Source organism: Rugamonas violacea (genome assembly GCF_016461825.1).
GTDB lineage: Bacteria > Pseudomonadota > Gammaproteobacteria > Burkholderiales > Burkholderiaceae_D > Rugamonas.
Window position 1 is genome coordinate 208,190 of the sequence record NZ_JAEMNU010000037.1, and the last position, 25,222, is coordinate 233,411.

21 protein-coding genes are annotated in these 25,222 nt (G+C 66.4%); 16 read left to right on the forward strand and 5 right to left on the reverse strand.

Going from position 1 to position 25,222, the window contains the following annotated elements; translation table 11 throughout:
• Positions 1–29 precede the first annotated feature (29 nt).
• The 3 genes from H7U20_RS08615 (at position 30) to dsbD (ending at position 3,888) form a co-directional block, all read left to right on the forward strand.
• Positions 30–1,007, forward strand: coding sequence for a DNA-directed RNA polymerase subunit alpha (locus H7U20_RS08615; protein WP_008444343.1), 978 nt, complete (start codon positions 30–32; stop codon positions 1,005–1,007).
• 224 nt (positions 1,008–1,231) lie between these two features.
• On the forward strand, positions 1,232–1,627 hold the full coding sequence (gene rplQ / locus H7U20_RS08620) for a 50S ribosomal protein L17 (RefSeq protein ID WP_093390463.1): 396 nt from the start codon (positions 1,232–1,234) through the stop codon (positions 1,625–1,627).
• A gap of 278 nt (positions 1,628–1,905) precedes the next feature.
• Positions 1,906–3,888 carry a protein-disulfide reductase DsbD gene (gene dsbD, locus H7U20_RS08625; RefSeq protein ID WP_199519155.1) on the forward strand — a complete coding sequence of 661 codons (1,983 nt, stop codon included), beginning with the start codon at positions 1,906–1,908 and terminating at the stop codon, positions 3,886–3,888.
• A gap of 240 nt (positions 3,889–4,128) precedes the next feature.
• Here the strand turns inward: dsbD and H7U20_RS08630 are convergent, their stop codons facing one another.
• Positions 4,129–4,620, reverse strand: coding sequence for a Spy/CpxP family protein refolding chaperone (locus H7U20_RS08630; protein WP_199519156.1), 492 nt, complete (start codon positions 4,618–4,620; stop codon positions 4,129–4,131).
• Between the two features lie 212 nt (positions 4,621–4,832).
• On the opposite strand from H7U20_RS08630, the gene H7U20_RS08635 reads away from it, so the two are divergent.
• The 6 genes from H7U20_RS08635 to H7U20_RS08660 all read left to right on the forward strand — a co-directional run bounded on the left by H7U20_RS08635 (position 4,833) and on the right by H7U20_RS08660 (position 14,512).
• Positions 4,833–5,561 carry a response regulator gene (locus tag H7U20_RS08635; RefSeq protein ID WP_199519157.1) on the forward strand — a complete coding sequence of 243 codons (729 nt, stop codon included), beginning with the start codon at positions 4,833–4,835 and terminating at the stop codon, positions 5,559–5,561.
• Positions 5,558–6,913, forward strand: a complete 1,356-nt coding sequence (locus H7U20_RS08640) for an ATP-binding protein (RefSeq protein WP_199519158.1) — start codon at positions 5,558–5,560, stop codon at positions 6,911–6,913. The genes H7U20_RS08635 and H7U20_RS08640 overlap by 4 nt, the downstream gene beginning before the upstream one ends.
• Before the next feature lie 108 nt (positions 6,914–7,021).
• On the forward strand, positions 7,022–8,182 hold the full coding sequence (locus H7U20_RS08645; RefSeq protein ID WP_199519159.1) for an efflux RND transporter periplasmic adaptor subunit: 1,161 nt from the start codon (positions 7,022–7,024) through the stop codon (positions 8,180–8,182).
• Positions 8,179–11,328, forward strand: coding sequence for an efflux RND transporter permease subunit (locus H7U20_RS08650; RefSeq protein WP_199519160.1), 3,150 nt, complete (start codon positions 8,179–8,181; stop codon positions 11,326–11,328). Before H7U20_RS08645 ends, H7U20_RS08650 begins: the two co-directional genes overlap by 4 nt.
• Positions 11,329–11,405: 77 nt before the next feature.
• The gene (locus tag H7U20_RS08655) at positions 11,406–13,436 is read left to right on the forward strand and encodes an FAD/NAD(P)-binding protein (RefSeq protein ID WP_199519161.1); all 2,031 of its coding nucleotides are present in this window, start codon (positions 11,406–11,408) and stop codon (positions 13,434–13,436) included.
• A gap of 221 nt (positions 13,437–13,657) precedes the next feature.
• Positions 13,658–14,512, forward strand: coding sequence for a hypothetical protein (locus H7U20_RS08660; RefSeq protein ID WP_233410585.1), 855 nt, complete (start codon positions 13,658–13,660; stop codon positions 14,510–14,512).
• Positions 14,513–14,677: 165 nt separating this feature from the next.
• Here the strand turns inward: H7U20_RS08660 and hemB are convergent, their stop codons facing one another.
• On the reverse strand, positions 14,678–15,694 hold the full coding sequence (gene hemB / locus H7U20_RS08665) for a porphobilinogen synthase (RefSeq protein WP_199519163.1): 1,017 nt from the start codon (positions 15,692–15,694) through the stop codon (positions 14,678–14,680).
• A 27-nt stretch (positions 15,695–15,721) separates the two neighbouring features.
• Complete coding sequence (yihA, locus tag H7U20_RS08670) at positions 15,722–16,501, reverse strand: ribosome biogenesis GTP-binding protein YihA/YsxC (protein WP_199519164.1); 780 nt, start codon at positions 16,499–16,501, stop codon at positions 15,722–15,724.
• 181 nt (positions 16,502–16,682) lie between these two features.
• Here yihA and H7U20_RS08675 point away from each other — a divergent pair, with 181 nt between their 5' ends.
• From H7U20_RS08675 to H7U20_RS08700, 6 genes are all read left to right on the forward strand, one after another.
• Complete coding sequence (locus H7U20_RS08675; protein ID WP_199519165.1) at positions 16,683–17,354, forward strand: c-type cytochrome; 672 nt, start codon at positions 16,683–16,685, stop codon at positions 17,352–17,354.
• 152 nt (positions 17,355–17,506) lie between these two features.
• Complete coding sequence (locus H7U20_RS08680; protein WP_199519166.1) at positions 17,507–19,597, forward strand: cytochrome c biogenesis protein ResB; 2,091 nt, start codon at positions 17,507–17,509, stop codon at positions 19,595–19,597.
• Between the two features lie 49 nt (positions 19,598–19,646).
• Positions 19,647–20,801 carry a c-type cytochrome biogenesis protein CcsB gene (ccsB, locus tag H7U20_RS08685; protein ID WP_199758881.1) on the forward strand — a complete coding sequence of 385 codons (1,155 nt, stop codon included), beginning with the start codon at positions 19,647–19,649 and terminating at the stop codon, positions 20,799–20,801.
• Positions 20,802–20,990: 189 nt separating this feature from the next.
• Positions 20,991–21,959 (forward strand): protein-methionine-sulfoxide reductase catalytic subunit MsrP, encoded by a 969-nt coding sequence (gene msrP, locus H7U20_RS08690; protein ID WP_199519167.1) that lies wholly within the window; start codon positions 20,991–20,993, stop codon positions 21,957–21,959.
• Between the two features lie 14 nt (positions 21,960–21,973).
• The gene (locus tag H7U20_RS08695; RefSeq protein WP_199519168.1) at positions 21,974–22,639 is read left to right on the forward strand and encodes a protein-methionine-sulfoxide reductase heme-binding subunit MsrQ; all 666 of its coding nucleotides are present in this window, start codon (positions 21,974–21,976) and stop codon (positions 22,637–22,639) included.
• A gap of 293 nt (positions 22,640–22,932) precedes the next feature.
• On the forward strand, positions 22,933–23,106 hold the full coding sequence (locus H7U20_RS08700; RefSeq protein WP_199519169.1) for a hypothetical protein: 174 nt from the start codon (positions 22,933–22,935) through the stop codon (positions 23,104–23,106).
• A gap of 135 nt (positions 23,107–23,241) precedes the next feature.
• Here H7U20_RS08700 and lysA read toward each other — a convergent pair whose 3' ends face one another.
• Together lysA and lptM are read right to left on the reverse strand one after the other, a co-directional pair.
• The gene (lysA, locus tag H7U20_RS08705; protein WP_199519170.1) at positions 23,242–24,519 is read right to left on the reverse strand and encodes a diaminopimelate decarboxylase; all 1,278 of its coding nucleotides are present in this window, start codon (positions 24,517–24,519) and stop codon (positions 23,242–23,244) included.
• Positions 24,520–24,525: 6 nt separating this feature from the next.
• On the reverse strand, positions 24,526–24,762 hold the full coding sequence (gene lptM / locus H7U20_RS30140; RefSeq protein ID WP_233410586.1) for an LPS translocon maturation chaperone LptM: 237 nt from the start codon (positions 24,760–24,762) through the stop codon (positions 24,526–24,528).
• Between lptM and cyaY the strand changes: the two genes are divergently transcribed.
• On the forward strand, positions 24,761–25,090 hold the full coding sequence (gene cyaY, locus H7U20_RS08710; protein WP_199519171.1) for an iron donor protein CyaY: 330 nt from the start codon (positions 24,761–24,763) through the stop codon (positions 25,088–25,090). The two genes, lptM and cyaY, sit on opposite strands and share 2 nt — an antisense overlap.
• The last annotated feature ends 132 nt before the right edge of the window (positions 25,091–25,222 follow it).

Here is a 25,222-nt window from a genome sequence, read left to right on the forward strand (position 1 = left end):
CGAGCCGAGGGTATTGAAAAGGACATTTCATGCAAAACAGTTTGTTGAAGCCACGTATTATCGATGTAGAGGCGCTCGGCGCCGGCCACGCTAAAGTAGTGATGGAGCCGTTCGAACGCGGCTATGGCCATACATTGGGTAATGCGCTGCGCCGCGTCCTGCTGTCGTCGATGGTGGGCTACGCGCCGACCGAAGTGACGATCGCCGGTGTTGTACACGAATACTCGTCGCTCGACGGCGTGCAAGAAGACGTCGTCGATCTGCTGCTGAACCTGAAGGGCGTGGTCTTCAAAGTCCACAACCGTGACTCCGTCACCCTGACCCTGAAAAAGGAAGGCGAAGGCGCCATCCTGGCATCCGATATCGATCTGCCACACGATGTGGAACTGATCAACCCGGACCACGTGATCGCCCACCTGACCGCCGGCGGTAAGCTGGACATGCAGATCAAGGTCGAAAAAGGCCGCGGCTACGTGCCGGGCAACGTCCGTCGCCTGTCGGAAGACACCAACAAAACCATCGGCCGCATCATTCTGGATGCGTCGTTCTCGCCGGTGCGCCGCGTTTCGTACTTCGTCGAGTCCGCTCGCGTCGAACAGCGCACCGATCTGGACAAGCTGATCATCAACATTGAAACCAATGGTGTGATCTCGCCGGAAGAAGCGATCCGTCAATCGGCCCGCGTGCTGGTCGACCAACTGAACGTGTTCGCCGCCCTGGAAGGCACGGAAGCGGCCGCCGAAGCGCCATCGCGCGCTCCGCTGGTCGATCCTATCCTGTTGCGTCCGGTCGACGACCTGGAACTGACCGTGCGTTCGGCCAACTGCCTGAAAGCCGAAAACATCTACTACATCGGCGACCTGATCCAGCGTTCGGAAAACGAGCTGCTGAAGACGCCGAATCTGGGCCGCAAGTCCCTGAACGAAATCAAGGAAGTGCTGGCGTCGCGCGGCTTGACCTTGGGCATGAAACTCGAAAACTGGCCGCCGGCCGGTCTGGAGAAGTAATTTGCAAGACGTCGTTCCCGCGCAGGCGGGAAGCCATGCCGAGCTAGCGTGGCATGGCTCCCCGCCGACGCGGGGACGACGGTTTCACCGCTAGTGGGCAGCAAATCTGTCCGGGACAGGTGTTCCGGGCATTATTAATCTTATTTATTGAACCGGTCCGCGACCATGCACAGCGTGCATAGTTGATCGAAGAACTGGAATAAAACCAACCGAAAGGAATTACCATGCGTCACCGTCACGGCCTTCGTAAACTGAATCGTACCTCGTCCCACCGCCTCGCCATGCTGCGCAACATGATGGTTTCGTTGCTGCGTCACGAAGCAATCAAAACCACGCTGCCAAAAGCGAAAGAACTGCGTCGCGTGGTCGAGCCAATGCTGACCCTGGGCAAGACCGACACCCTGGCCAACAAGCGTCTGGCCTTCTCCCGCCTGCGCGACCGCGAAATCGTTCTGAAACTGTTCGCTGATCTGGGCCCGCGTTACGCCAACCGTAACGGCGGCTACCTGCGCATCCTGAAAATGGGTTTCCGTGTTGGCGACAACGCTCCAATGGCTTACGTTGAGCTGCTGGACCGTCCAGAAGTCACCGAAATGGACGACGCACCAACCGCTGAGTAATCTCGGTCGTTAGTACGAAAAAAAGCCAGGCTCAGCCTGGCTTTTTTTATGCCCGGCGCCCATATCCAGACATTTCATCAAGGAATCGCACCGCCGCGCCGCCTATACTGTCGAGCTCGTGTCCGAATGTCGGCACTGACCCCGGGGCTCCTGACCCAGGGGCTCTGCCCGGGACGCGGACCCCGGGGTGGCTTAAGGCCGGCCTCAGGCGGCGTCGGGACGGCCGGTGTACTATGCTGGTTTTATCGATCGCTTTAGCCCATTTTCTGAAGGTGTCCATGTTCCATCCTGTCCGTCGCGCCTTTTCCGCACCGCGCCTTGTGGCGCTGTTGTCCGGCTTTTTGCTGCTGCTCTTGCTGGCCTTGGGCGCGGCACGCCCGGCACTGGCCGAGGATGAGTTCCTGGAGCCGGATGCGGCCTTCAAGTTTTCGGCGCGCATGGTCGACGGCCATACGGTCGCCGTCACTTACCAGATCGCCGAGGGCTACTATATGTACCGCGAGCGCTTCAAGTTCGCCGCCATCGGTGCGAAACTGGGCGCGCCGGAGATCCCGCCGGGCAAGGTCAAGTTCGACGAGACCTTCCAGAAGAAGGTCGAGACCTACCGCCACAGCGTGACCATCACCATGCCGGTCGAGAGCGGCGGTCCGTTCACCTTGCAGTCCACCGGCCAGGGCTGCTCGGACAAGGGCCTGTGCTACGCGCCGCAGGATGCCAAGGCCAGCCTGGTGGGGAGCGGTATGGTGCCGTTGCCTGCCGCGCCGGCCAGCGCCGCGCCGGTTTCCGCCGCATCCGCCGCGTCCGCCGGGGCCTCGGCCGGCGCTAGCGCGCCAGCCAAGGGAGCCGCCGCGTCCACCGGTGTGGCGCTTGCCGCTGCTGCGGCGCCATTGGCGCCGGTCTCGCCCGGCGTCACGGTCAATAGCGTGCCGATGCCGCAAACCACCATCATCGAAGCGCCCGTCGTGGCCGCCGCCGCCGCGCAAGCAGCGCCATCGGCGCCCAGCGAAATGGGCACCATCGAGGCCGCGCTGAAGGGCGGCAGGCTGATGGTCTACCTGCCATTGTTCTTCCTGTTCGGCCTCGGCCTGTCGTTCACACCCTGCGTCTTGCCGATGGTGCCCATCCTGTCCTTCATCATCGTCGGCGAGGGCACCAAAGTCAGCCGGGGACGCGGCCTGCTGTTGTCGTCGACCTATTCGCTGGGCATGGCGAGCGTCTACACCGCGCTGGGCATCGCCGCCGGCCTGGCCGGCGCCGGCCTGGCCGCGACCTTGCAAAACCCGTGGGTGCTGGGCGCCTTCGGCCTGTTGATGGCGGCCTTGTCGCTGTCGATGTTCGGCGTCTACGATTTGCAGGTGCCGGCCTCGCTGCAGACCCGCCTGAGTACCATCTCCAACCGCCAGTCGGGCGGCAAGCTGGCCGGCGTGTTCATCATGGGCGCCATCTCGGCGCTGATCGTCGGCCCTTGCGTGGCGGCACCGTTGGCCGGCATCCTGGTGTATATCGGCAAGACCGGCGACGTGGTGGTCGGCGGCTCGGCGTTGTTCGCGATGGCGGTCGGCATGAGCATGCCGCTGCTGCTGGTCGGCGTCTCGGCCGGCTCGCTGCTGCCGCGCGCCGGCGCCTGGATGGACGCGGTCAAGCGCTTCTTCGGCGTGCTGCTGCTGGCGATGGCCTGGTGGCTGGTGTCGCCGGTGTTGCCGCCGGTGGTGCAGATGCTGGGCTGGACCGTGCTGCTGGTCGGTTATGGCGGCTACCTGCTGGCCCGTCCGGGCAAGTGGGCCGGCAAGGTCGCCGGTTTGCTGCTCGCCGCGCTGGGCATGCTGCAATTGGTCGGCGCGGCCAGCGGCGGCCGCGACGTGCTGGCGCCATTGGCGCATTTGCGGGCCGGCGGGGTGGCCGAGGCGCTGCCGTTCAAGCGCGTCAAGACCGTGGCCGAGCTCGACGCGGCGCTGGCGCGGAGCGGCGGCAAGAGCGCCATGCTCGACTTCTACGCCGACTGGTGCGTGTCCTGCAAGGAGATGGAGAAGCTGACCTTCGTCGACCCCGAGGTGCGCGCGCGGCTGGCCAATACCATCCTGTTGCAGGTCGACGTGACCGCCAACGACGCCGACGACAAGGCCATGCTCAAGCGCTTCGGCCTGTACGGCCCGCCGGGCATCATCCTGTTCGACGGCAAGGGCCGGGAGATCGCCGATTCGCGCGTGATCGGTTTCCAGAACGCGGAGAAGTTCCGCGCCTCACTGGAGAAATTGAACTAGAAGACGGCGCAGGTTTGGCCGGTCGCGCAGGCCCTGAATGAAGGCGCCGGCGGCTGTAAAACCACCCAAAGGCGGAGAGCCGGGGCCAGACCCGCTGGGTCTGGCCCCAGATTTTCGCCTGTGGGTTTTTTAAAGCAAAGGGAGCGCACCGCCAGGTCCGCTCCCTTTGTCATTGCCGCCCGGTTTGTTGCCCGACCTTGGCCAGCCGCTTTGGCAAGCCAAGGCGGAGCGAAAGGGCGCCTAGCCGCGCTGCATCATGCCGTGGCGCATGCCGTGCGGGCCGTGCTCGCCGCCCATCGCGTTGGCGTCGAAGACTTTCTTCTGCTCGGCCGTCAGCGTGCCGTAGAAGGCGTTCAGCGCCGTCAGATGGCTTTCCATCGTGGCGGTGTGCTGCTTGGCCAGCTCGATCATCTTGGCCAGGCGCTCGGGCGCCGGCAGGGCCTTGAAGGCGGCGCGGTCGGGCCGGGCCGCCGGCGCGCTCGGCTTGATGGCGGCCTGGTAGGTGGTCCAGGCGGCTTCCTGCGGCGCCGTCAGCTTGAGCAGATCGTGCAGCTTGGCCTGGCGCGCGGCGAAATGTTGCGCCATCTTGGCGTGCATCTGTTCGGCGTTGGCCTGGTGGCCGTGGCGGCCGGTGGTGGCGCTGGTGGTGTCGTCGGCGTGGACCGCCAGTGAGGTGGTGCCCAGGCCCAGTACGGTCAGGCCGATCAGGATGCTTTTGCGAATGGTGTTCATTTTGTTTCCTTTGTCGTGTCGATAGAAGTGTGTGTCACAGGTGCCATCGCACCGCACATGAAGCCATCATGGCAGCAAGCTGTTTCGAATAAGTTTCCCCGCCGGCGCATTTTGTATCCATATGTTTCGCCCCGCCGAATGGCGCCCCGGTATATACAAGAGGATACAATTGGCCATTGGTCAGCGCCGGTCTACAGGGGATAATCAGCGTCATGGAACCATCATCTACTATTCTGATCGTCGACGACGATCGCGAGATCCGCACCCTGCTGGCCGACTACCTTGAAACCAACGGTTACCGGCCCCTGTGCGCGGCCGACGGCGTGGCGATGTGGAAGATGCTCGACGAGGCGCGTCCCGACCTGATCGTGCTTGATTTGAACCTGCCCGGCGAGGACGGCCTGACCCTGTGCCGCAAGCTGCGCGCCAATTCGACGCTGCCGGTCATCATGCTGACGGCGCGCAGCGAACCGCTCGACCGCATCCTCGGCCTGGAGATGGGCGCCGACGATTACCTGCCCAAGCCCTTCGAGCCGCGCGAGCTGCTGGCGCGCATCCGCAGCGTGCTGCGGCGCAGCCACGCCATGCCGTCCAATAGCGCGGCCGACAAGGCGCAGCAGATGCGCTTCTCCGGCTGGACGCTGGACCTGACGGCGCGCCACCTGCTCAATCCGGACGGCCTGGTCATCATGCTGTCGGGCGCCGAGTTCCGCCTGCTCAAGGTGTTCCTGGAACATCCCAATCGCGTCTTGAACCGCGACCAGTTGCTCAACCTGACCCAGGGCCGCGACGCCGATCCCTTCGACCGTTCGATCGACATCCAGATCAGCCGCCTGCGGCAGAAACTGGGCGAGGACGCGCGCCTGCCGCAAATCATCAAGACGGTGCGCAACGGCGGCTACGTGCTGGCCGGCCAGGTCAGCGTGGAGCCGAGCGCGTGAGAGCATTCCTCAGTTCGATGACGGGACGGGTGTTTCTGGTGCTGCTGCTCGGCATCGTCGCCTCGGCCGCGCTGACCCAGTGGCTGGCGGTGGGCGAGCGCACCCGCGCCATCGAGCGCTACCGCGACTTCCACGCCCTCGAACGGGCCGAGCAATTGATCACCACCGCCGACGTGGTGCCGCCGGTGTCGCGCCCGGCCTACCTGAAGGTGGCCAGCCGGGGCAGCGTGCGGCTCGAACCGGTGCTGCAGCCGGTCGCCTCGGCCTTGCCGCAAAGTGAATTTTCCAGCGCGCTGCAGCTGCGCCTGGGCCAGGGTTTTTCGCTCAGCCCGCTGGCCGAGCGGCCGGCCGAATGCGACCGGCCGCGCAAGTCGGTCTCGCTGTTCGGTCCCAAACAATGGCGCGGCACCTGCGAGACGATGTTCGTGCGCATGCACGACGGCGAGGTGATGAAGCTGTCCGTGCTGCCGCCGCGCGCGCCGCCGGGCGGCAACAAGAACGAGTTGCTGAGCATCCTGCCCTTCCTGCTCAGCATCGCCGCGCTGGCCTACCTGGTCACGCGGATGACCATGCGGCCGCTGAAGAAGCTGGCGCAGGCCGCCAAGGACCTGGGCAACGACATCAACCACCCGCCGCTGGCCCTGGCCGGCGCCGGCGAGATCCGCCAGGCCAGCGCGGCCTTCAACGCCATGCAGGCGCGCATCCGCCAGCACATCTTCCAGCGCACGCAGATGCTGGCCGCCATCACCCACGACCTGCAGACGCCGCTGACCCGGCTGCGCCTGCGCCTGGAGAAGGTCGCCGACGCCGAGCTGCAACAGCGCCTGGTGGACGACCTGTCGGCCATGCAGCAGATGGTCAAGGAGGGCCTGGACCTGGCGCGCAGCATGGACACCACCGAGAACATGCAGGCGCTCGACCTCGACTCGCTGCTCGACAGCGTCTGCGCCGACGCCGCCGACGCCGGCCAGCCGGTGCGCCTGCACGGCCACGCCGCGATGGCGGCGATGGGCCGGCCACTGTCGATCCGCCGCTGCCTGGTCAACCTGATCGACAACGCCGTCAAGTACGGCCACTCGGCCGAGGTGACCGTCGAGCGCATGGTGGGGGCGGCGCGCATCCGCATCCGCGACCGCGGCCCCGGCATCGCCCAGGACCAGATGGCGCAGGTGTTCGAGCCCTTCTACCGCATCGAAACCTCGCGCTCGCGCGACTCGGGCGGCACCGGCCTGGGCCTGACCATCGCGCGCAACATCGCCGAGCAGCACGGCGCCAGCCTGCAACTGGCCAACCACCTCGACGGCGGCCTGGAAGTGACCCTGGTGGTGCCGGAGTACTACGCCGCCAAATAGCCCGGCGCCCGCCCGGCGCCGCGGTTTTTCGGCAATTTTTTGTGCGACAATGCACCGCCCTATGCAAAGCGGCAATATTTCTTCGCCAGTAAAAAAACAAAAGACAACATGAAAAAATCTACCCTTGGACTCCTGGTGGGCGCTGCCCTGGTGATGGGCGGCGGCTGGTATTACACGCATCAGGGCGCCGAACCGGCCGCCACCGCGGCGGCGGGCGGCCAGGCCAAGCCGGGCGCCGGCGGACCGCAGGGGCCGACCACGGTCAACGTGGTCACGCCGCAGCGCCAGGATGTCGCCGTGGTCCTGCAGGCCAACGGCACGGTCACGCCGATCAGCACGGTCGACCTGCACCCGCAGACCACCAGCACCATCACCAAGGTGCACATCCGCGAGGGCCAGTACGTCAAGGCCGGCGAGCTGATGTTCTCGCTCGACGAGCGCAGCGCCCGCGCCAACCTGGACAAGGCGCAGGCCCAGGTGGCGCGCGACCAGGCTTCCTTGGGCGACCTGGAGCGGCAGTACAAGCGCGGCCAGGAGCTGCTGAGCAAGAACTTCATCGCCCAGGGCGCCGTCGACACCTTGAAGAGCCAGGTCGAGTCGGCCCGCGCGCTGCTGCAGGCCGACGTGGCGGCGGCCCGCTCGGTGGCGGTGGACGCCAGTTACAACACGATACGCGCGCCGATGAGCGGACGGGTCGGCGCCATCGGCGTCTACCCGGGCAGCCTGGTGCAACTGAGCACCTCGCTGACCAGCATCACCCAGCTCGATCCGATCAACGTCTCCTTCACCCTGCCGGAAAGCGCGCTGGGCGGCCTGCTCGAGGCGCAACGCGCCGGCGCGGTGGCGGTCAAGGCGGCGCTGGCCGGCGCCGCCGACGAGGTGGCCGGCCAGCTCAGCTTCATCGACAACACGGTCGACCCGATCGCCGGGGTGATCCGCGTCAAGGCGCAGTTCGCCAACGCGCAGACCAAGTTGTGGCCGGGACAGTACGTCAACACCAAGTTGACCGTGCAAACCTTGAAAGATGCCACGGTGATCCCGCAAAACGCTATCATCAACAACAGCCGTGGCCTGTTCGTCTACACCGTGGCGGCCGACCACACGGCGCAGACCGCCAACATCAAGCGGCTGTATTCGTTCGGCGCCAACGTCGCCGTGTCCGGCCTGAACGGCGACGAGCAGGTGATCGTTGAAGGCAAGCAGAACTTGCGTCCGGGCGGCAAGGTGAAGGTCGCCACGCCGGGCAAACAGAAAGGCGGTTCCGCATGAACCTGTCCGAATTGTGCATCCGCCGTCCGGTGATGGTGGTGCTGCTGTCGCTGACCTTGATCCTGGCCGGCGTGCTGGCCTATTCGGCCATCCCGGTCGCCGCGCTGCCCAGCTATAACACCCCGGTGATCCAGGTCAGCGCCAACCTCGACGGCGCCAGTCCGGACACCATGGCCTCGTCGGTCGCGCTGCCGCTGGAGAAGCAGTTCTCCACCATCGCCGGCCTCAGCCTGATCACCTCCACCAACACCCTGGGCGCCAGCTCGCTGACCCTGGAGTTCGACCCCAGCATCGACGTCAACGCCGCCGCCGTCGACGTCCAGGCGGCCCTGCTGCGGGCCCAGCGCGCCTTGCCGCTGGAGATGACCGAGCTGCCGTCCTACCGCAAGGTCAACCCGGCCGACGCGCCGGTGCTGTTCATGGCGATGACCTCGCCGTCGCTGTCGCTGTCCGAGCTGAACGACTACGCCGAGAACCTGATCGCCCCCAGCCTGTCGACCCTGCCCGGCGTGGCCCAGGTGACGGTGAACGGCCAGAAACGTTTCGCCGTGCGCGTGCGGGCCAAGTCGGACATGATGAACGCGCGCAACCTCTCGCTCGACGAGTTGGCCGCCGCCATCAAATCGGCCAACGCCAACACGCCGCTGGGCGTGCTCGACGGCCCCAACCAGGTGCTGACCATCCAGGGCAACGCCCAGCTGATGAAGGCGGCCGAGTTCGCCGAGCTGATCGTCGCCACCCGCAACGGCCAGCCGGTGCGGTTGAAAGAGGTCGCCAGCGTCGAGGACAGCTTCCAGTCCGTCAAGACGGCCGGCAGCTACAACGGCGAGCGCTCCATCGTGCTGCTGGTGCAGCGCCAACCCAACGCCAACACGGTGCAGGTGGTCGACGGCGTGCGCGGCCTGCTGCCGCGCTTCCAGGCCCAGCTGCCCAGCTCGATCAAGATCAACCTGGTCAACGACCGCTCGGTGTCGATCCGCGAGGCGATCCACGACGTCAACCTGACGCTGGCGCTGACGGTCGGCCTGGTGGTGCTGGTGATCTTCCTGTTCCTGCACCGCGCCGCCGCCACCTTCATCCCCGCCGTGACGATGCCGATCTCGCTGCTCGGCGCGCTGGCCCTGCTGTACGCCTTCGGCTACAGCCTGGACAACGTCTCCCTGCTCGGCATCACCCTGGCCGTCGGCCTGGTGGTCGACGACGCCATCGTCGTGCTGGAGAACATCGTGCGGCACATCGAGATGGGCAAGAAGCCCCTGCAAGCGTCGCTGATCGGCGCCAGGGAGATGGGCTTCACCATCATCTCGATCTCGATCTCGCTGGTCGCCGTGTTCATCCCCATCTTCTTCATGCCCGGCGTGATCGGCCTGCTGTTCCACGAGTTCGCGGTGGTGGTGGCGCTGTCGATCATGGTATCGGCGATCGTCTCGCTGACCCTGGTGCCGATGCTGGCCAGCCGGCTGTTGCCGGCCGGCGCGCACCACGCCGCCGACGAGCCGACCCTGATCGGCCGCTGGTTCGAGGCCGGCTTCACGCGCCTGCGCAACGGCTACGCGCGCAGCCTCGACATCGCGCTGGGGCACCGCTACATCGTGCTGGCGGTGGCCCTCGCCACCTTCGGCTTGACCGTGCTGCTGTACATCACGATTCCCAAGGGCTTCTTCCCGGAGGAGGACCTGGGCCAGATCCAGGCCACCACCGAGGCCTCGGAGGACATCTCCTCGGCCGCGCTGCTGGCCTTGCAGGAACGCGTCGCCGCCGTCATCAAGGCCGACCCGAACGTGCAGGACGTCACCTCCTTCGTCAGCGGCGGCAACACCGGCCGCATGTTCCTGGTGCTCAAGCCGCGCGGCGAACGGGCCAAGATGGCGCAGGTGTTGGACAGCCTGCGCAAGGCCACCCGCGCCGTGCCCGGCATCGCCGTCTACCTGCGGCCGATCCAGAACCTGCAACTGGGCGGACGGCAGAGCAAGAGCCGCTACCAGTACACCCTGCAGGCGGTCAGCCCGGACGCGCTGAGCGACTGGGCCGGCAAGTTCACCGACCGCCTGCGCGCCGACGCCGACTTCCGCGACGTCACCAGCGACTCGCAGAACCGTGGCTTGCAGGCCTCGCTGAAGATCGACCGCGACAAGGCCAACATGCTCGGCGTGCAGATCGCCGACATCCGCACGGCGCTCTACCTGGCTTTCGGCGAGCGGCAGATCTCGACCATCTACTCGCCCTCGGCCAGCTATTTCGTGCTGCTCGAGGCGGCCAGCGCCGACCGCCAGTTCGACGATGCGCTGACCAAGATCTCGGTGCGCAGCAAGACCGGCGGCCAGTTGGTGCAATTGTCCAGCTTCGCCACGGTGGAGCGCACCATCGGCCCGACCGCCGTCAACCACCAGGGCCAGTTGCAGGCGATCACCCTGTCGTTCAACCTGGCGCCGGACGTGCCGCTGGGCGTGGCCACCGCCAAGATCGACAAGATGGGCGCCGAGATGAACCTGCCGCCGACCATCATCACCAACTACGGCGGCGACGCGGCGGTCTTCCAAAGTTCCCAGAGCAGTCAGCTGATTCTGATCATCGCCGCGCTGGGCGTGATCTACGTGCTGCTCGGCGTGCTGTACGAGAGCTACATCCACCCGCTGACCATCCTGGCCGGCCTGCCGTCGGCGGCGGTGGGCGCCTTGCTGACCCTGCGCCTGTTCGGCCTGGACCTGACGATGATCGCCATCATCGGCATCCTGATGCTGATCGGCATCGTCAAGAAGAACGCCATCATGATGATCGACTTCGCCTTGCACGCCCAACGCAACGAGGGCATGACGCCGCTCGAGGCGATCCGCGAGGCCTGCGTGCTGCGCTTCCGCCCGATCATGATGACGACCATGGCGGCGCTGATGGGCGCGCTGCCGATCGCCCTCGGCCTGGGCGCCGGCGCCGAGCTGCGCCAGCCGCTCGGCCTGGCGGTGGTGGGCGGCCTGCTGTTCTCGCAGGTGATCACCTTGTACATCACGCCGGTGATCTACCTGTTCCTCGACAAGTACAGCGGCAGCGGGCCGATGTCGGACGCGCAGCTGGCCCACACCGGCCACAACGATGATGCGGAGAACCTACACGCGGTGGGCCTGAAAGCGGTGAACACCGCCAAAAGTTGACCGGCAACAATTCATTGGTCTGCTCGCTTCGTATGATGGGAAAGGAGCTTTTTCCTTGAGGCATGGAGCAATCAGAGATGAAACGCTACAACATCACCATCGTCGGCATGGGGCCGCGCGGCCTGAGCGTCCTCGAGCGCCTCGTCGCGCACGCCGGTGAACAGCAGCTGGCGCTCGACATCAGCCTGGTCGAACCGGGCGAGTGCGGCCAGGGCGTGCACTCGGCGCGCCAGCCCCAGCACCTGTTGATCAACACCGTCGCCAGCCAGGTGACGCTGTTCCCGGCGCCCGGCGTGGTGGCGTTGCCACCGCGCTGCGCCACGCCGTCGCTGACCGAATGGGCGCGGCAGAGCGGCTACCGCCGCGTCGGCGACCAGTACTACCGCATCGGCGCCACCGGCGCCGGCGCCGAGATCAGCGAGGCCGACTATCTGCCGCGCCGCCTGCTCGGCGAATACCTGACCTGGGGCTACGAGCAACTGCTCGCCGGCCTGCCGGCGCATGTCACGCTGCGCCACCACCGCCTGCGCGCCAACGACATGTGGCAGCAGCCGGACGGCCGCTGCGCCGTCGAACTCGACAGCGGCTTCATCCTGATCAGCGACTACCTGTTCCTGACCACCGGCCACTGCAACAACGCCCCGACCGAGCAGGAGGCGGCCTGCGCCAATTTCGCCCAGGAGCAGGCGCGCCACAACAGCAAGCTGGCCTACATCCGCCACGTCTATCCGCTCGACAAGCTGGTGCAGATCGACGCCGACGCCCGCGTCGCCATCCAGGGCCTGGGCCTGACGGCGCACGACGTCATCGCCGAGCTGACGGTCGGCCGCGGCGGCCAGTTCGTCCGCGAGGGACAGACGCTGCGCTACCAGAAGTCCGGCCGCGAGCCGCAACTGATCCTGTTCTCGCGCCACTGCCTGCCCTTCGCCGCGCGCGGCGTCAACCAGAAGGGCCTGGCCGGCCGCCACCGGCCGCACTATTTCACGCCGGACGCCGTCGCCGCCCTGCGCGAGCGGGCCCTGCGCGAGCGCGGCAGCGCCCAGCTCGACTTCGACCTCGAACTGCTGCCGCTGCTGCGCCGCGAGATGGGCTACGTCTACCGCGCCACCCTGGACGGCGGCGCCATCGAGCCGGCCGCCTACCAGCTGGCCGAGGAGGAGGGCGCCATCATCGACGTGCTGCTGTTCCCCCTGCGCGGGCGCGAGTTCGCCTCGCTCGACGAGTTCCGCCGCTACTTCGACGACTGGCTGCGGCGCGACTTGGCCGAGGCGGTGCGCGGCAACGTCGGCAGCGCCGTCAAGGCCGCCACCGACGTGCTGCGCGACGTGCGCGCGACCTGGCAGGCGATGCTCGAACACGGCGGCCTGACGCCGGCCTCGCACCGCAAGTTCCTCAACGTCTACAACCCGGTGATCAACCGCATCTCCTTCGGCCCGCCGCGCCATCGCAACGAGCAGTTGCTGGCGCTGCGCGAGGCCGGCGTGGTCGACATCGTCTCCGGCCCGGGCGGCAGCGTGGCGTTCGACGACAGCGCCGCCTGCTTCGAGTTGCGCACCCGCTTCGGCGACGGCCAGGAGCGCCATCCCTTCGACGTGCTGGCGGTGGCCCGGCTCGACGTCTTCTCGCCGCAGACCGACGACTCGCCGTTCATGCAGAACCTGGTGCGGCGCGGCCTGGTGCGGCCGTATTACAACGGTGTCTACCATCCGGGCGGGATCGACATCGAACCCGGCGGCGGCGTGCTCAACGCCGCCGGCCGGCCGCTCGGCAACGTCTGGGCGCTGGGCTACCTGGTCGAGGGCGCGCACTACTACACCCACGCCCTGCCGCGGCCGGAGCTGGCCTCGCGCCAGGTGCTCGACGCCGAGCGTTGTGTCGGCGCCATGTGCGCCGCCATCGCCGCCCACGCCACGGCCTCGCCGCCGCCGGCGCGGCGCGAGGCCGCCGGCGGCCACGCCAAGGCGTCCGGTTTCGATCCCGTTGGCGGCGCCATCGTCGCCCTGCCCGTCGTTGCCGCCGAAACCGCCGAAACCGCCGCCGCCGCCGCGGCGGGCCAGGAAAGCCTCGCCACCCCCGCCGAGCCGCTCGCGCCGCGCGTCCCCGTGTAACGCCGTTGATACATCGGTCGATACATACCGTAACATCCCTCAAGGCCGCACTCGAGTAAGCTGTGGTCGGTCAGCTTGGTCGACGCCCCCTCCCGGGGCGGCGTCGCGCCATTGCCTGTCGGAGCGGTTCCCAAAACGGCGGGACTCTGGCACTATGGCCGCATTTTGTAGACTTCGCCCCAAAGAAGGTTCGATTTATTTTGCACGACAATACCCATTCAATGTCAGCAGATAGCGAGTACTGCGTGACTTGCGGCCAGAAGCTGCCGCCGCCGGGAGGGTTCGCCTACGGCAAAGGAAAATCGAACCGGATCGGCATCGCCATCTCGGTGGGGCTGCACCTGATCGCCGTGCTGTACTACCTGTTCCGGCCGGCCGAGCCCTTCCACCGCACGCCGCCGCCGGGCGGCGGGCAGATGGTCTACATCGAGCCGCTCAAACCGAACAAGCCCAAGCAGCAGCCGAAGAAGACCGAGGTGGCCAAGGCCAAAGCGCCGCCGCCGCAGCGGCAAAAGGTCGCGACGATCACGCCGCCCGCCAGCAAGCCGAAATTGGAGACCTATGTGCCGCCGGTTGTGGCGCCGATGCAACCGCCGCCCGAGCAGGACATGGGGGAAATGATCGCCAAGGCGCGCGCCCGCCGCGCCGCCGCCAACCCGACGCCGGCCGAGCCGGCGCCCGAGACCGACGCCGAGCGCGGCCTGCGTATCGCCAAGGCCAACATCGCCGGCGCCCAGGGCCGCTCCAACGGCGTCGACCGCGACGACACCGGCGGCGTGTTCACCATCCTGAGCCAGACCTCGCACAGCGCCGAGGTCAAGTTCAAGGGCTGGAACGCCAACTTCAAGCGCAACTGGAGCCAGCAGGTGCATGTGGAGCAGGGCGCCGAGATGGATATCGAGACGGCCATCGTCAAGCAGATGATCGTGGTCATCCGCAAGGAAAAGACCGGCGACTTCCAGTGGGATTCGCACCGCCTCGGCCGCGTCGTCAACATGAGCGCGCGCAAGGAGGACGAGGCGGAATTGACCGCCTTCCTGATGAAGGAGATGTTCCCCGAGCACCGCCGGCGCTGAGCGGCAGCGGCGGCGTGACGACGGCGCGGCCGCGCCGGCCCGCCGGCACGCCGGCGGCGGAGATGCAAAAAGGGCGAACCCGCGAAGGTTCGCCCTTGTCGTTTGCGCCGCCGCTGGCGCCGCCCGGCGCCGCTGGCCTGGCGCCGATGGCTCGGCGACTACCGCTTAGGCGCGCGCCTTGAGCAGGCGCGCCACGTCGAGCGCGAAGTAGCTCAGCACGGCGTCGGCGCCGGCGCGCTTGAACGACAGCATCGCCTCCATCATCACCTTGTCGTGGTCCAGCCAGCCGTTCTGCGCGGCCGCCTTGAGCATCGCGTACTCGCCGCTGACCTGGTAGGCGAAGGTCGGCACCTTGAACTCGTCCTTGACGCGCCGGACGATGTCCAGATACGGCATGCCGGGCTTGACCATCACCATGTCGGCGCCCTCGGCCAGGTCGAGGCCGACCTCGCGCAGGGCCTCGTCGCTGTTGGCCGGGTCCATCTGGTAGGTGTTCTTGTCGCCCTTGCCCAGGTTCTTGGCCGAGCCGACCGCGTCGCGGAACGGGCCGTAGAAGGCCGAGGCGTACTTGGCCGAGTAGGCCATGATGCGGGTGTGGACCAGGCCGTGCTCCTCCAGCGCCGCGCGCACCGCGCCGATGCGCCCGTCCATCATGTCCGACGGCGCCACCACGTCGACGCCGGCGCGGGCCTGGGTCAGCGCCTGGCGCACCAGCATCTCGGTGGTGATGTCGTTGATGACGTAGCCGTTGTCGTCGATCAGGCCGTCCTGGCCGTGGCTGGTGTACGGGTCGAGCGCGACGTCGGTCAGGATGCCCAGCTCGGGGAAGGCTTGTTTCAGGGCGCGCACGGCGCGCGGCACCAGGCCGTCGGGATTGGTCGCCTCGACGCCGTCGGGCGTCTTCTTGGCCGCGTCGATCACCGGGAACAGGGCCAGCACGGGGATGCCCAGCGCCACGCATTCCTCCGCCACCTTCAGCAACAGGTCCACCGACAGCCGCTCGACGCCGGGCATCGACAACACCGGCTCGCGCTGGTTGACGCCGTCGAGGATGAAGACCGGGTAGATCAGGTCGGCGGCGCTGACGTTGTTTTCGCGCATCAGTGCGCGCGAGAACGGGTCGCGCCGCATGCGACGCATGCGGATGGCGGGGAATTGGGCGGAAACGTGGGGGGGGTGCATCGCTGGAAATTCCAATACTAAAAAAGTTTAAGGCTTGTCGCCACCGATATCTTTTTGGGTATCGGCGCCGTCCTGTTCCTGTTCCTGTTCCGGCTCGACGTCGTCCTCCATCTCGATCAGCGCCACCTGGGCGCTGGCCGCCCCGGCGCCGATGCCGGCCAGTTCGACGATCTTGTCGTTGGCCTCCTCGATGCCGATGCGCTTGAGGGCGGAGAACAGTTGCACGGTGAAGGGGAAGCCGACGCCGTCCTCGTCGACGTAGCTGTCGAGCTTGGCCTTGGTCTGGCGCAGCACGTTGACCGATTCGTTGCGGTTGAGCTTGTCGACCTTGGTCAGGATGCAGTGGATCGGCTTGCCGGTGGGGGCGAACCATTCGAGCATCTGGATGTCCAGGTCGGTGAACGGGCGGCGCGAGTCCATGATCAGGATCAGCGCGGCCAGCTGGTCGCGCCGCTGCACGTAGTCGCCCAGCAGGCGTTGCCAGTGCAGCTTGGCCGAACCGGACACCTCGGCGTAGCCGTAGCCCGGCAAGTCGACCAGCAGGCACTCGATCTCCTCGACGATGGTGGCGTCCTTGCGGTGTTGCGCGATGTGCGCGCCGCCGATCGAGAAGTAATTGATGTGCTGGGTGCGGCCCGGGGTCTTGGAGGCGAACGCCAAGCCTTTCTGGTTGCACAGGATGTTGATGGCGGTCGATTTACCGGCGTTGGAGCGACCTGCAAAGGCGATTTCCGGCACCGAGGTATCGGGCAGGTCGCGCAGTTGGTTGACGGTCGTAAAGAAGCGGGCTTGCCAGAGTTTGGACATGGGATAGGTAGATATTGCAACAAAAGGGGGCGAAAACGCCAGGAAGCTATTGTACAATAAGGGGTTACGAATTGTTGCTACGCATATTTTTGATGCTTCAGCGCCGAATTGATGCTTTTGCGGCTGCCGCAGGCGAGCAATGTTCGACCTCTACTTTATTGACTAGTCTCAGGGTGTCTGAATGAATCGTGCGTTTTCACCATTTGTAAAATCCTTGTTCGTCACTCTGCTGGCCGTCTCGGCCGCCGCCTCGGCGTCTGAAGCCGCCCACGGCGCCAGCGCCGCCGCCAAGGCCGACCCGGCCAAAGGCGCCGCCCTGTACGCCGACGGCGACACGGCGCGCGGCCTGCCCGCCTGCGTCTCCTGCCACGGCGCCGCCGGCAACTCGAGCATCAGCGTCAATCCGAAACTGGCCGGCCAGCACGAATCCTACCTCTACAAGCAACTGGTGAACTTCACCACCGCCGAGCGCAACCAGCCGGTGATGAGCACCTTCGCCACCATGCTGACCGACGCGGAGAAGAAGAACCTCGCCGCCTACCTCGGCACGCAGGCGCAGAAACCGGGCGCGGCGAAGAACAAGGACACCGTGCAGATCGGCAAGAAGATCTACCGCGGCGGCATCGCCGAGAAAAACATCCCGGCCTGCGCCAGCTGTCACGGCGCCTCCGGCGCCGGCCTGCCGGTGCAATACCCGCGTCTGGCCGGCCAGCACCAGGACTACACCGGCGCCCAGCTGACCCTGTTCCGCGCCGGCGGCCGCCACAACAGCCCGCAAATGACCACCATCGCCAACCGCATGTCGGACGATGAGATCAAGGCTGTCTCCGACTACATCGCTGGCTTGAAATAAACCCCGGACCAACCGCACTCCGGTGCGGTGGCGGGCGTGCAAGTGGAAAGGGCAGCAGCGCAAGCGGGCTGCCCTTTTTGTTGCTATGCTGCCGCAGCCGCGCCGGTTTTACCCTCGTCCCCCAGTCGTCTCACTTTAAGATTGTCTCGCGCATGAGTAGCCCCAGCACCACCGGAATAGAATTAAAGACCCGCCGACGCGGCCTGGCGGAAGCCGTGGAATTGTTGTCCTCGATGCGTTTCGCGATCAGCCTGCTGACCCTGATCGCCATCGCCGCCATGATCGGCACGGTGATGAAGCAGAACGAGCCGATGCCCAACTATGTCAACCAGTTCGGCCCGTTCTGGTTCGAGGTGTTCAGCAAAGTGGGCCTGTATGCCGTCTACTCGGCCTGGTGGTTCCTCACCATCATGGGCTTCCTGGTGGCGTCGACCTCGCTGTGCATCATCCGCAACACGCCGAAGATGCTGCGCGACATGCGCAGCTGGCGCGAGAACGTGCGCGAGCAGTCGCTGCTCAACTTCCACCACAAGCAGCACTGGCAGAGCGCGCTGGCCGGTCCGGCGCTGGCCAGGCAGAGCGTCGACCGCCTGGCCGACGCCGGCTACCGCAGCAAGGTGGTGGAGAAGGAGCACGGCATCCTGGTCGCCGCCAAGCAGGGCGCCGCCAACAAGTTCGGCTACATCTTCGCCCACTCGGCCATCGTCATCATCTGCGTCGGCGGCCTGCTCGACTCGGACATGCCGATCCGCGCGCAGGAATGGTTCCTCGGCAAGACGGCCTTCGCCGGCAGCGGCGTCATCGCCGACATTCCGGCCAAGCACCGCCTCGGCCTGGGCAACCCCACCTTCCGTGGCAACACCATGATCCCCGAGGGCTCGGCCAGCAGCAGCGCCATCATTCCGCGCGCCGACGGCGTGCTGATCCAGGACCTGCCGTTCACCATCGAGCTGAAGAAGTTCAACATCGACTTCTACAGCACCGGCATGCCCAAGCTGTTCGCCAGCGAGGTGGTGGTGCGCGACCACGACACCGGCAAGACCACCAAGGCCGTCATCGAGGTCAACAAGCCGATGATCCACCGCGGCCTGGCGATCTACCAGTCCAGCTTCGAGGACGGCGGCAGCAAGCTGCGCCTGACCGGCTTCCCGATGCGCGGCAAGCAGCGCGAGTCGTTCCAGATCGCCGGCGAGGTCGGCGCCGCGACGCCGATGACGCCCACCTACACCGTCGAATGGACCGGCTTCCGCCCCTTCAACGTGGAGAACCTGGCCAACCAGGACGCCCGCGCCGTCACCAAGGGACAGAGCTTGAACGAGCAGTTCGCCGTCGGCCTGGACAAGCGGCTCGGCTCGGCCGGCAAGAACGCCCACAACAAGGACTTGAAGAATGTCGGCCCGAGCGTGCAGTACAAGTTGCGCGACAAGACCGGCCAGGCGCGCGAGTACCAGAACTATATGCAGCCGGTGACGGTCGACGGCGCCACGGTGTACCTGGCCGGCATGCGCGTCAACCCGGGCGACCCGTTCAGCTTCCTGCGCATCCCGGCCGACGACGCCCACGGCGTCGGCGAATGGATGCGCCTGCGCGCCGCGCTGCAGGACCCGGCGCTGCGCGCCGAGGCGGCGCAGCGCTACGCCGGCCGCGCCATGCCGGCCAGCAGCGGCGAGACGCTGCGCGGCCAGTTGCAGGAGTCGGCCAGCCGCAGCCTGGCCATCTTCGCCGGCGACGACAAGGAGGCCGGCTTCCTGGCCATCTCGCACTTCCTCGAGAAGGTGCCGGCGGCCGAGCAGGAGAAGGCCGCCGACATCTTCATGAAGATCCTCAACGGCAGCCTGTGGGACCTGTGGCAGGCGGCGCGCGAGCGCGACGGCCTGGCCCCGGTGGCCGGCGACGAGGCGCATGCCCGCTTCCTGCGCCTGGCCACCAACGCGCTGTCGGACAGTTTCTTCTACGGCGCCCCGGTCTACCTGCAGCTCGACGACTTCACCGAGATCAAGGCTTCGGTGTTCCAGGTCACCAAGTCGCCGGGCCAGGTGGTGGTCTACACCGGCTGCCTGTTCCTGGTGCTGGGCGTGTTCGCCATGTTCTACATCCGCGAACGCCGCGTCTGGGTGTGGATCAAGCCGCGCGCCGACGGCGCCGGCAGCGAGGCGCTGATGGCCATGAGCACGCAGCGCAAGACGCTGGACTTTGAACACGAATTCACCAGTTTGAAAGAAAAACTGCCGCAATCGGCGTAAGCTGCAAGATGCCGGCCCGCCCGCGCGCGGGCCGCTCAGGAGAAAAATGATGGAATTGTCACAAACCCAAACCACCTACACCCAGGCGCCCGGCTACTTCAAGCGCCTGACGGCGCTCGACTGGATCTACGCGCTGGCCCTGCTGGCCGCGTCGCTGTTCGCGCTGAACCGCTACGGCGCCTACATGGACGTCTACGAGAAGGGCATCCTGCTGGCCGCCGCGCCCACCTTCGCCGCGCTGGGCTGGCACTGGAAGCCGGTGCGCTGGCTGATCCCGCTGATGGCCCTGCTGGCGCTGTACGCCATCGCGCTGTACGAGGGCAACCTCGACCTGGCCAACAAGAAATTCCTGCTCAAGTACATGTTGTCGAGCCAGTCGGCGATCTTGTGGATGGGCACGATGTTCTTCCTGTCGACCCTGTTCTACCTGCTCGGCCTGGTGTCGCGTTCGCCGTTCGGCAGCTCGGTCGGCTCGGCGCTGTGCTGGGCCGGCGTGGTGCTGGGCCTGACCGGCATGATGGTGCGCTGGTACGAGTCCTACCTGATCGGCGCCGACGTCGGCCACATCCCCATTTCCAACCTGTACGAAGTGTTCATCCTGTTCTCGCTGATCACGGCGATGTTCTACTTGTACTACGAACAACGCTACAACACCCGCCAGCTGGGCGCCTTCGTGATGCTGGTGATCTCGGCGGCGGTCGGCTTCCTGCTGTGGTACACGGTGACCCGCGACGCCGCCGACATCCAGCCCCTGGTGCCGGCGTTGCAGAGCTGGTGGATGAAGATCCACGTGCCGGCCAACTTCATCGGCTACGGCACCTTCTCGCTGTCGGCCATGGTGGCGGCGGCGTATCTGCTCAAGTCGAGCGGCTACCTGGCCGACCGCCTGCCGTCGCTGGAAGTGCTCGACGACGTCATGTACAAGGCCATTTCGGTCGGTTTCGCCTTCTTCACCGTCGCCACCATCCTCGGCGCGCTGTGGGCGGCCGAGGCCTGGGGCGGCTACTGGTCGTGGGACCCGAAGGAGACCTGGGCGCTGATCGTCTGGCTCAACTACGCCGCCTGGCTGCACATGCGCCTGATGACGGGCCTGCGCGGCCGCGTGGCGGCCTGGTGGGCCCTGGTCGGCCTGTTGGTGACCACCTTCGCCTTCCTCGGCGTCAACATGTTCCTGTCGGGTCTGCACTCCTACGGCAAGCTGTAAAGGGACGCGGCGGCGGACGCGGCGGCAGACGCCGCAGCGGACCTTGTCTTAGGCATCGAAGCGGGCATTGCGGCGGGCGGGGCGAAAAATGTAATCGGCTTGTCATCCCGGCCCGCAAAAGAAAGGTGTAAGGTTTGGACTTCTGGTGAGACCAAGTCTGAACCTTGCACCTTTTTCTTTGGAGTCAGCATGTTGATCAAACGTTCCGATGGACTGATACTGCCGTCCGACATCACCCCGCGCGCGGTGTTCGAGTCGCGCCGCGGCTTCATCAGGCAGCTCGCCGTCGGCGGCGCCGCCAGCGCCGGCCTGATCGAGATGGCCGGCCGCGAGGCCTTCGCCCAGGGCCTCAATCCCAAGCTGGCCGCCAAGCTCAACCCCGCCTATTCGGCGCTGGACAAGCAGACCGCCTACAAGGATGCCACCACCTACAACAACTTCTACGAGTTCGGCACCGACAAGAGCGACCCGGCCCAGTACGCCGGCACGCTCAAGCCGCGCCCCTGGACGGTGAGCATCGAGGGCGAGGTCAAGAAGCCGATGACCCTGGACCTGGACGCGTTGCTCAAGCTGGCGCCGCTGGAGGAGCGGGTCTACCGCCTGCGCTGCGTCGAGGGCTGGTCGATGGTGATTCCGTGGATCGGCTACTCCTTCGCCGAGATCATCAAAAAGGTCGAGCCGACCGGCAACGCCAAATACGTCGAATTCATCTCGCTGGCCGACAAGAAGCAGATGCCGGGTGTCGGCAGCCGCGTGCTGAACTGGCCCTACGTCGAGGGCCTGCGCATCGACGAGGCCAACCACCCGCTGGCGCTGCTGACCCTGGGCATGTACGGCGAGACCCTGCCGAACCAGAACGGCGCGCCGGTGCGCATGGTGCTGCCGTGGAAATACGGTTTCAAGTCGGCCAAGTCGATCGTCAAGATCCGCTTCGTCAAGGAGCAGCCGCGCACCGCCTGGAACCAGGCGGCGCCGGCGGAGTACGGCTTCTATTCGAACGTCAATCCCGAGGTCGACCACCCGCGCTGGTCGCAGGCCAGCGAGCGGCGCATCGGCGAGGACGGCTTCCTGGCGCGCAAGCGCAAGACCTTGATGTTCAACGGCTATAGCGACGTCGCCTCGCTGTACTCCGGCATGGACCTGAAAAAATTCTTCTAGGCTGGACCAAGACCATGGCTTTCCATCCCACCCCGCGCCAGTACGGCGCGCTCCGCGCGTTGCTGTTCGTGCTGGCGCTGGTCCCCTTTGGCCGCATGGTGTATTTGACGCTGACCGGCCAGCTGGTCGAGCCGCTTGAATTCATCACGCGCGGCACCGGCGACTGGACCTTGTACTTTCTTTGCATCACCCTGGCGGTGACGCCGCTGCGCAAGCTCAGCAAATGGAACTGGCTGATCAAGCTGCGCCGCATGCTGGGCCTGTACGTGTTCTTCTACGCCGCGCTGCACTTCACCACCTTCCTGTGGTTCGACCATTTCTTCGACCTGCGGGAGATGTGGAGGGACGTGCTGAAGCGGCCCTTCATCACGGTCGGCTTCGCCGCCTTCGTGCTGCTGATCCCGCTGGCCGTCACCAGCAGCAACGCCATGGTGCGCCGCCTGGGCGGCAAGCAGTGGCAGTGGTTGCACCGGCTGGTGTATCTGATCGCGCCGCTGGGCATTTTGCATTTCTGGTGGATGAAGGCCGGCAAGCATAACTTCAGCCAGCCCATCCTGTTCGGCCTGATCGTCGCCGTGCTGCTGGGTGTGCGCCTGCTGTGGTGGCGCCGCAAGATGAAGGAAACCCAGGCCCTGAGCCGGGGCGCCGGCGCGGCCTGCGGCGGCGGCTGCGGCACTTAGCGGGACGCGTGTCCGACTATAAGGACACGAGAGGACCGCTATTTGGACAATTTGCGGCAGAGCCCGTGTCTGAATGTCGGCACTGACCCCGCCGTTGCTGGCCCCGCCGTTGCAAAAACCACCCAAAGGCGGAGAGCCGGGGTCGGACCCGGCGGGTCCGACCCCAGATTTTCGCCTGTGGGTTTGCGGGACTTGACGGCACTGACCCCGCTGACCCCGCTGGTTTGTGTGGCGAACGCGACGCATATCGCGGCGGGTGTATAGTGGGATTCCTATTTAAAGAGGAGCCCGTCATGAGCAAGCACAGCAGCGATCCGCGCGAACTGCAGCAACGCGAGGCCGAGCAGGCCCAGCAGGAAGTGAACAGGAACAAGCAGGAGGCCGAGGCGAAGGAGGTGGCGGGGCGCCACAAGAACGACGGCCAGAAGGACCACAAAGGCGCCGACAAGGGGCCGCGCGGTCAGTAGCAATCAGTCGCGTAACATGCCGGACCCGCGACGCGGGCGCGCCAAATGGAAAAAGCCGATCGCGTGAACGATCGGCTTTTTTTGCTTGGGCCAGGGGCCGGCGCCGCGCCAGGCCGGCGCCGCCATCGTGGCTTCTTATTTGATCAACGTTTCCAGCGCGAACAGCTCGGCCGGGGTTTCGCGCCGGCGCACCAGGTGGCATTGCTCGCCGTCGACGATGACTTCGGCGGCGCGGCCACGGGTGTTGTAGTTCGACGCCATGGTCATGCCGTAGGCGCCGGCTTGCAGCATCACCAGCAGGTCGCCGCTTTGCACCGCCAGCGCGCGGTCGCGCGCCAGCCAGTCGCCCGACTCGCAGATCGGGCCGACCACGTCGTAGCTCAGCGTCGGCGCGTCCGACTTGACTACCGGCTGCATATCCATCCAGGCCTGGTACAGGGCGGGGCGGGCCATGTCGTTCATCGCCGCGTCGACCACGCAGAAGTTTTTTTCCTCGCCGTGCTTGATGAACTCGACCTTGGTCAGCAGCACGCCGGTGTTGCCGACGATGGAGCGGCCCGGCTCGAAGATCACCTTGATCGGCCGGCCTTGGTGGCGCTCGGCGCGCCAGGCGTCGACGCGTTTGAACAGGCGGCCCAGGTAGTCGCCCACCGGCACCGGCGCGTCCTCGCCGGCCTCGCCGTAGCTGATGCCGATGCCGCCGCCGATGTCGAGGTGGTGCAGCACGATGCCTTCCCGGCCCAGCGTGTCGATCAGTTCGATCAGGCGGTCGAGCGCTTCGAGCAGCGGGGCGTCGTCGAGCAGCTGCGAGCCGATGTGGCAGTCGATGCCGGCCACTTCCAGGTGCGGCAGGGCGGCGGCGGCGCGGTAGGTGGCCAGCGCGTCGTCGAAGGCGACGCCGAACTTGCTGGCCTTCAGGCCGGTGGCGATGTAGGGGTGGGTCTTGGCGTCGACGTTGGGGTTGACGCGCAGCGAGACGCGCGCCGTCTTGCCCATCGATCCGGCGACGTCGTTGAGGCGGTGCAGCTCGGGGATCGATTCGACGTTGAAGCAGAGGATGTCGTGGCCCAGCGCCAGGCGCATCTCGTCGACGCTCTTGCCGACGCCGGAGAAGATCACCTTGCGCGGGTCGCCGCCGGCGGCGATCACGCGCAGCAGCTCGCCGCCGGAGACGATGTCGAAGCCGGCGCCCTGGCGCGCCAGCAGGTCGAGGATGGCCAGGTTGGAGTTGGCCTTCATGGCGTAACAGACCAGCGCGTCGCGGCCGGCGCAGGCGTCGGCGTAGGCGGCGTAGTTCTCCAGCAGGGCGGCCTTGGAGTAGACGTAGGTGGGCGTGCCGAACTGCTCGGCGATGGCGCTCAGGGCGGCGCCGTCGGCGTGCAGCACGCCGTTGTGGTAAGCGAAATGCGACATGGGAACTTAGTGTTGGGGGGCGGTGGATGGAGGCGGGGCCGGCGCTGGCGCTGGCGCAGCGGCGGCTTTTCCAAGCTCGGCGCTCGTGGCGGGCTTGGCGGGGGCCTTGGGCAGGTACAGCGGGCCGGGTTGGCCGCAGCCGCTCAGCAAGGCGGACAGGCACAGGATGGTGCCGATAAACAGCGCAGGTGTGGACTTCACGATTAGAATCTTGGTTTGACTTGAGATATTGGAGTGTAGCATGGGCGAATCAGAATTTCTGGCGCAGGCCGAGGCCACCCTCAGCCGGATCGAGGCCGCGTTGGACCGTTTGAACGATCAGGACCTGCTCGACGTCGAGTGCAGCCGCAGCGGCAACGTGCTGGAGATCGAGTTCATCGACAACGGCAGCAAGATCATCGTCAACAGCCAGGCGGCGATGCGGGAGCTGTGGGTGGCGGCCAAGTCCGGCGGTTTCCACTACCGCCAGCAGGACGGCGTGTGGCGCAACACGCGCGACGGCTCGGAGTTGTTCGCCGCGCTGTCGGCCCTGGTCAGCGCGCAGGGCGGGGCGGCGGTGGCGCTGGCTTAAGGGCGGACGAATAAGCGGATTCGTCGTTCGGCGTCGGCGCACCGTCGCGCAGGGGGAACTCATGCGGGGCATGGATTCCCGCCTGCGCGGGAACGACGGCGGCTGGCGCGAATGTCCGGCCCGCCGCCGGCC

Bases quoted from the DNA above. Each gene is read 5' to 3' on its own strand.
- lptM (WP_233410586.1), bottom strand. From the start codon at position 24,762: ATGCTACACTCCAATATCTCAAGTCAAACCAAGATTCTAATCGTGAAG.
- rplQ (WP_093390463.1), top strand. From the start codon at position 1,232: ATGCGTCACCGTCACGGCCTTCGTAAACTGAATCGTACCTCGTCCCAC.
- H7U20_RS08660 (WP_233410585.1), top strand. From the start codon at position 13,658: ATGTCAGCAGATAGCGAGTACTGCGTGACTTGCGGCCAGAAGCTGCCG.
- msrP (WP_199519167.1), top strand. From the start codon at position 20,991: ATGTTGATCAAACGTTCCGATGGACTGATACTGCCGTCCGACATCACC.
- H7U20_RS08695 (WP_199519168.1), top strand. From the start codon at position 21,974: ATGGCTTTCCATCCCACCCCGCGCCAGTACGGCGCGCTCCGCGCGTTG.
- H7U20_RS08680 (WP_199519166.1), top strand. From the start codon at position 17,507: ATGAGTAGCCCCAGCACCACCGGAATAGAATTAAAGACCCGCCGACGC.
- cyaY (WP_199519171.1), top strand. From the start codon at position 24,761: ATGGGCGAATCAGAATTTCTGGCGCAGGCCGAGGCCACCCTCAGCCGG.
- H7U20_RS08635 (WP_199519157.1), top strand. From the start codon at position 4,833: ATGGAACCATCATCTACTATTCTGATCGTCGACGACGATCGCGAGATC.
- ccsB (WP_199758881.1), top strand. From the start codon at position 19,647: ATGGAATTGTCACAAACCCAAACCACCTACACCCAGGCGCCCGGCTAC.
- H7U20_RS08615 (WP_008444343.1), top strand. From the start codon at position 30: ATGCAAAACAGTTTGTTGAAGCCACGTATTATCGATGTAGAGGCGCTC.
- lysA (WP_199519170.1), bottom strand. From the start codon at position 24,519: ATGTCGCATTTCGCTTACCACAACGGCGTGCTGCACGCCGACGGCGCC.
- H7U20_RS08630 (WP_199519156.1), bottom strand. From the start codon at position 4,620: ATGAACACCATTCGCAAAAGCATCCTGATCGGCCTGACCGTACTGGGC.
- H7U20_RS08655 (WP_199519161.1), top strand. From the start codon at position 11,406: ATGAAACGCTACAACATCACCATCGTCGGCATGGGGCCGCGCGGCCTG.
- dsbD (WP_199519155.1), top strand. From the start codon at position 1,906: ATGTTCCATCCTGTCCGTCGCGCCTTTTCCGCACCGCGCCTTGTGGCG.
- H7U20_RS08645 (WP_199519159.1), top strand. From the start codon at position 7,022: ATGAAAAAATCTACCCTTGGACTCCTGGTGGGCGCTGCCCTGGTGATG.
- H7U20_RS08675 (WP_199519165.1), top strand. From the start codon at position 16,683: ATGAATCGTGCGTTTTCACCATTTGTAAAATCCTTGTTCGTCACTCTG.
- hemB (WP_199519163.1), bottom strand. From the start codon at position 15,694: ATGCACCCCCCCCACGTTTCCGCCCAATTCCCCGCCATCCGCATGCGT.
- H7U20_RS08650 (WP_199519160.1), top strand. From the start codon at position 8,179: ATGAACCTGTCCGAATTGTGCATCCGCCGTCCGGTGATGGTGGTGCTG.
- H7U20_RS08700 (WP_199519169.1), top strand. From the start codon at position 22,933: ATGAGCAAGCACAGCAGCGATCCGCGCGAACTGCAGCAACGCGAGGCC.
- yihA (WP_199519164.1), bottom strand. From the start codon at position 16,501: ATGTCCAAACTCTGGCAAGCCCGCTTCTTTACGACCGTCAACCAACTG.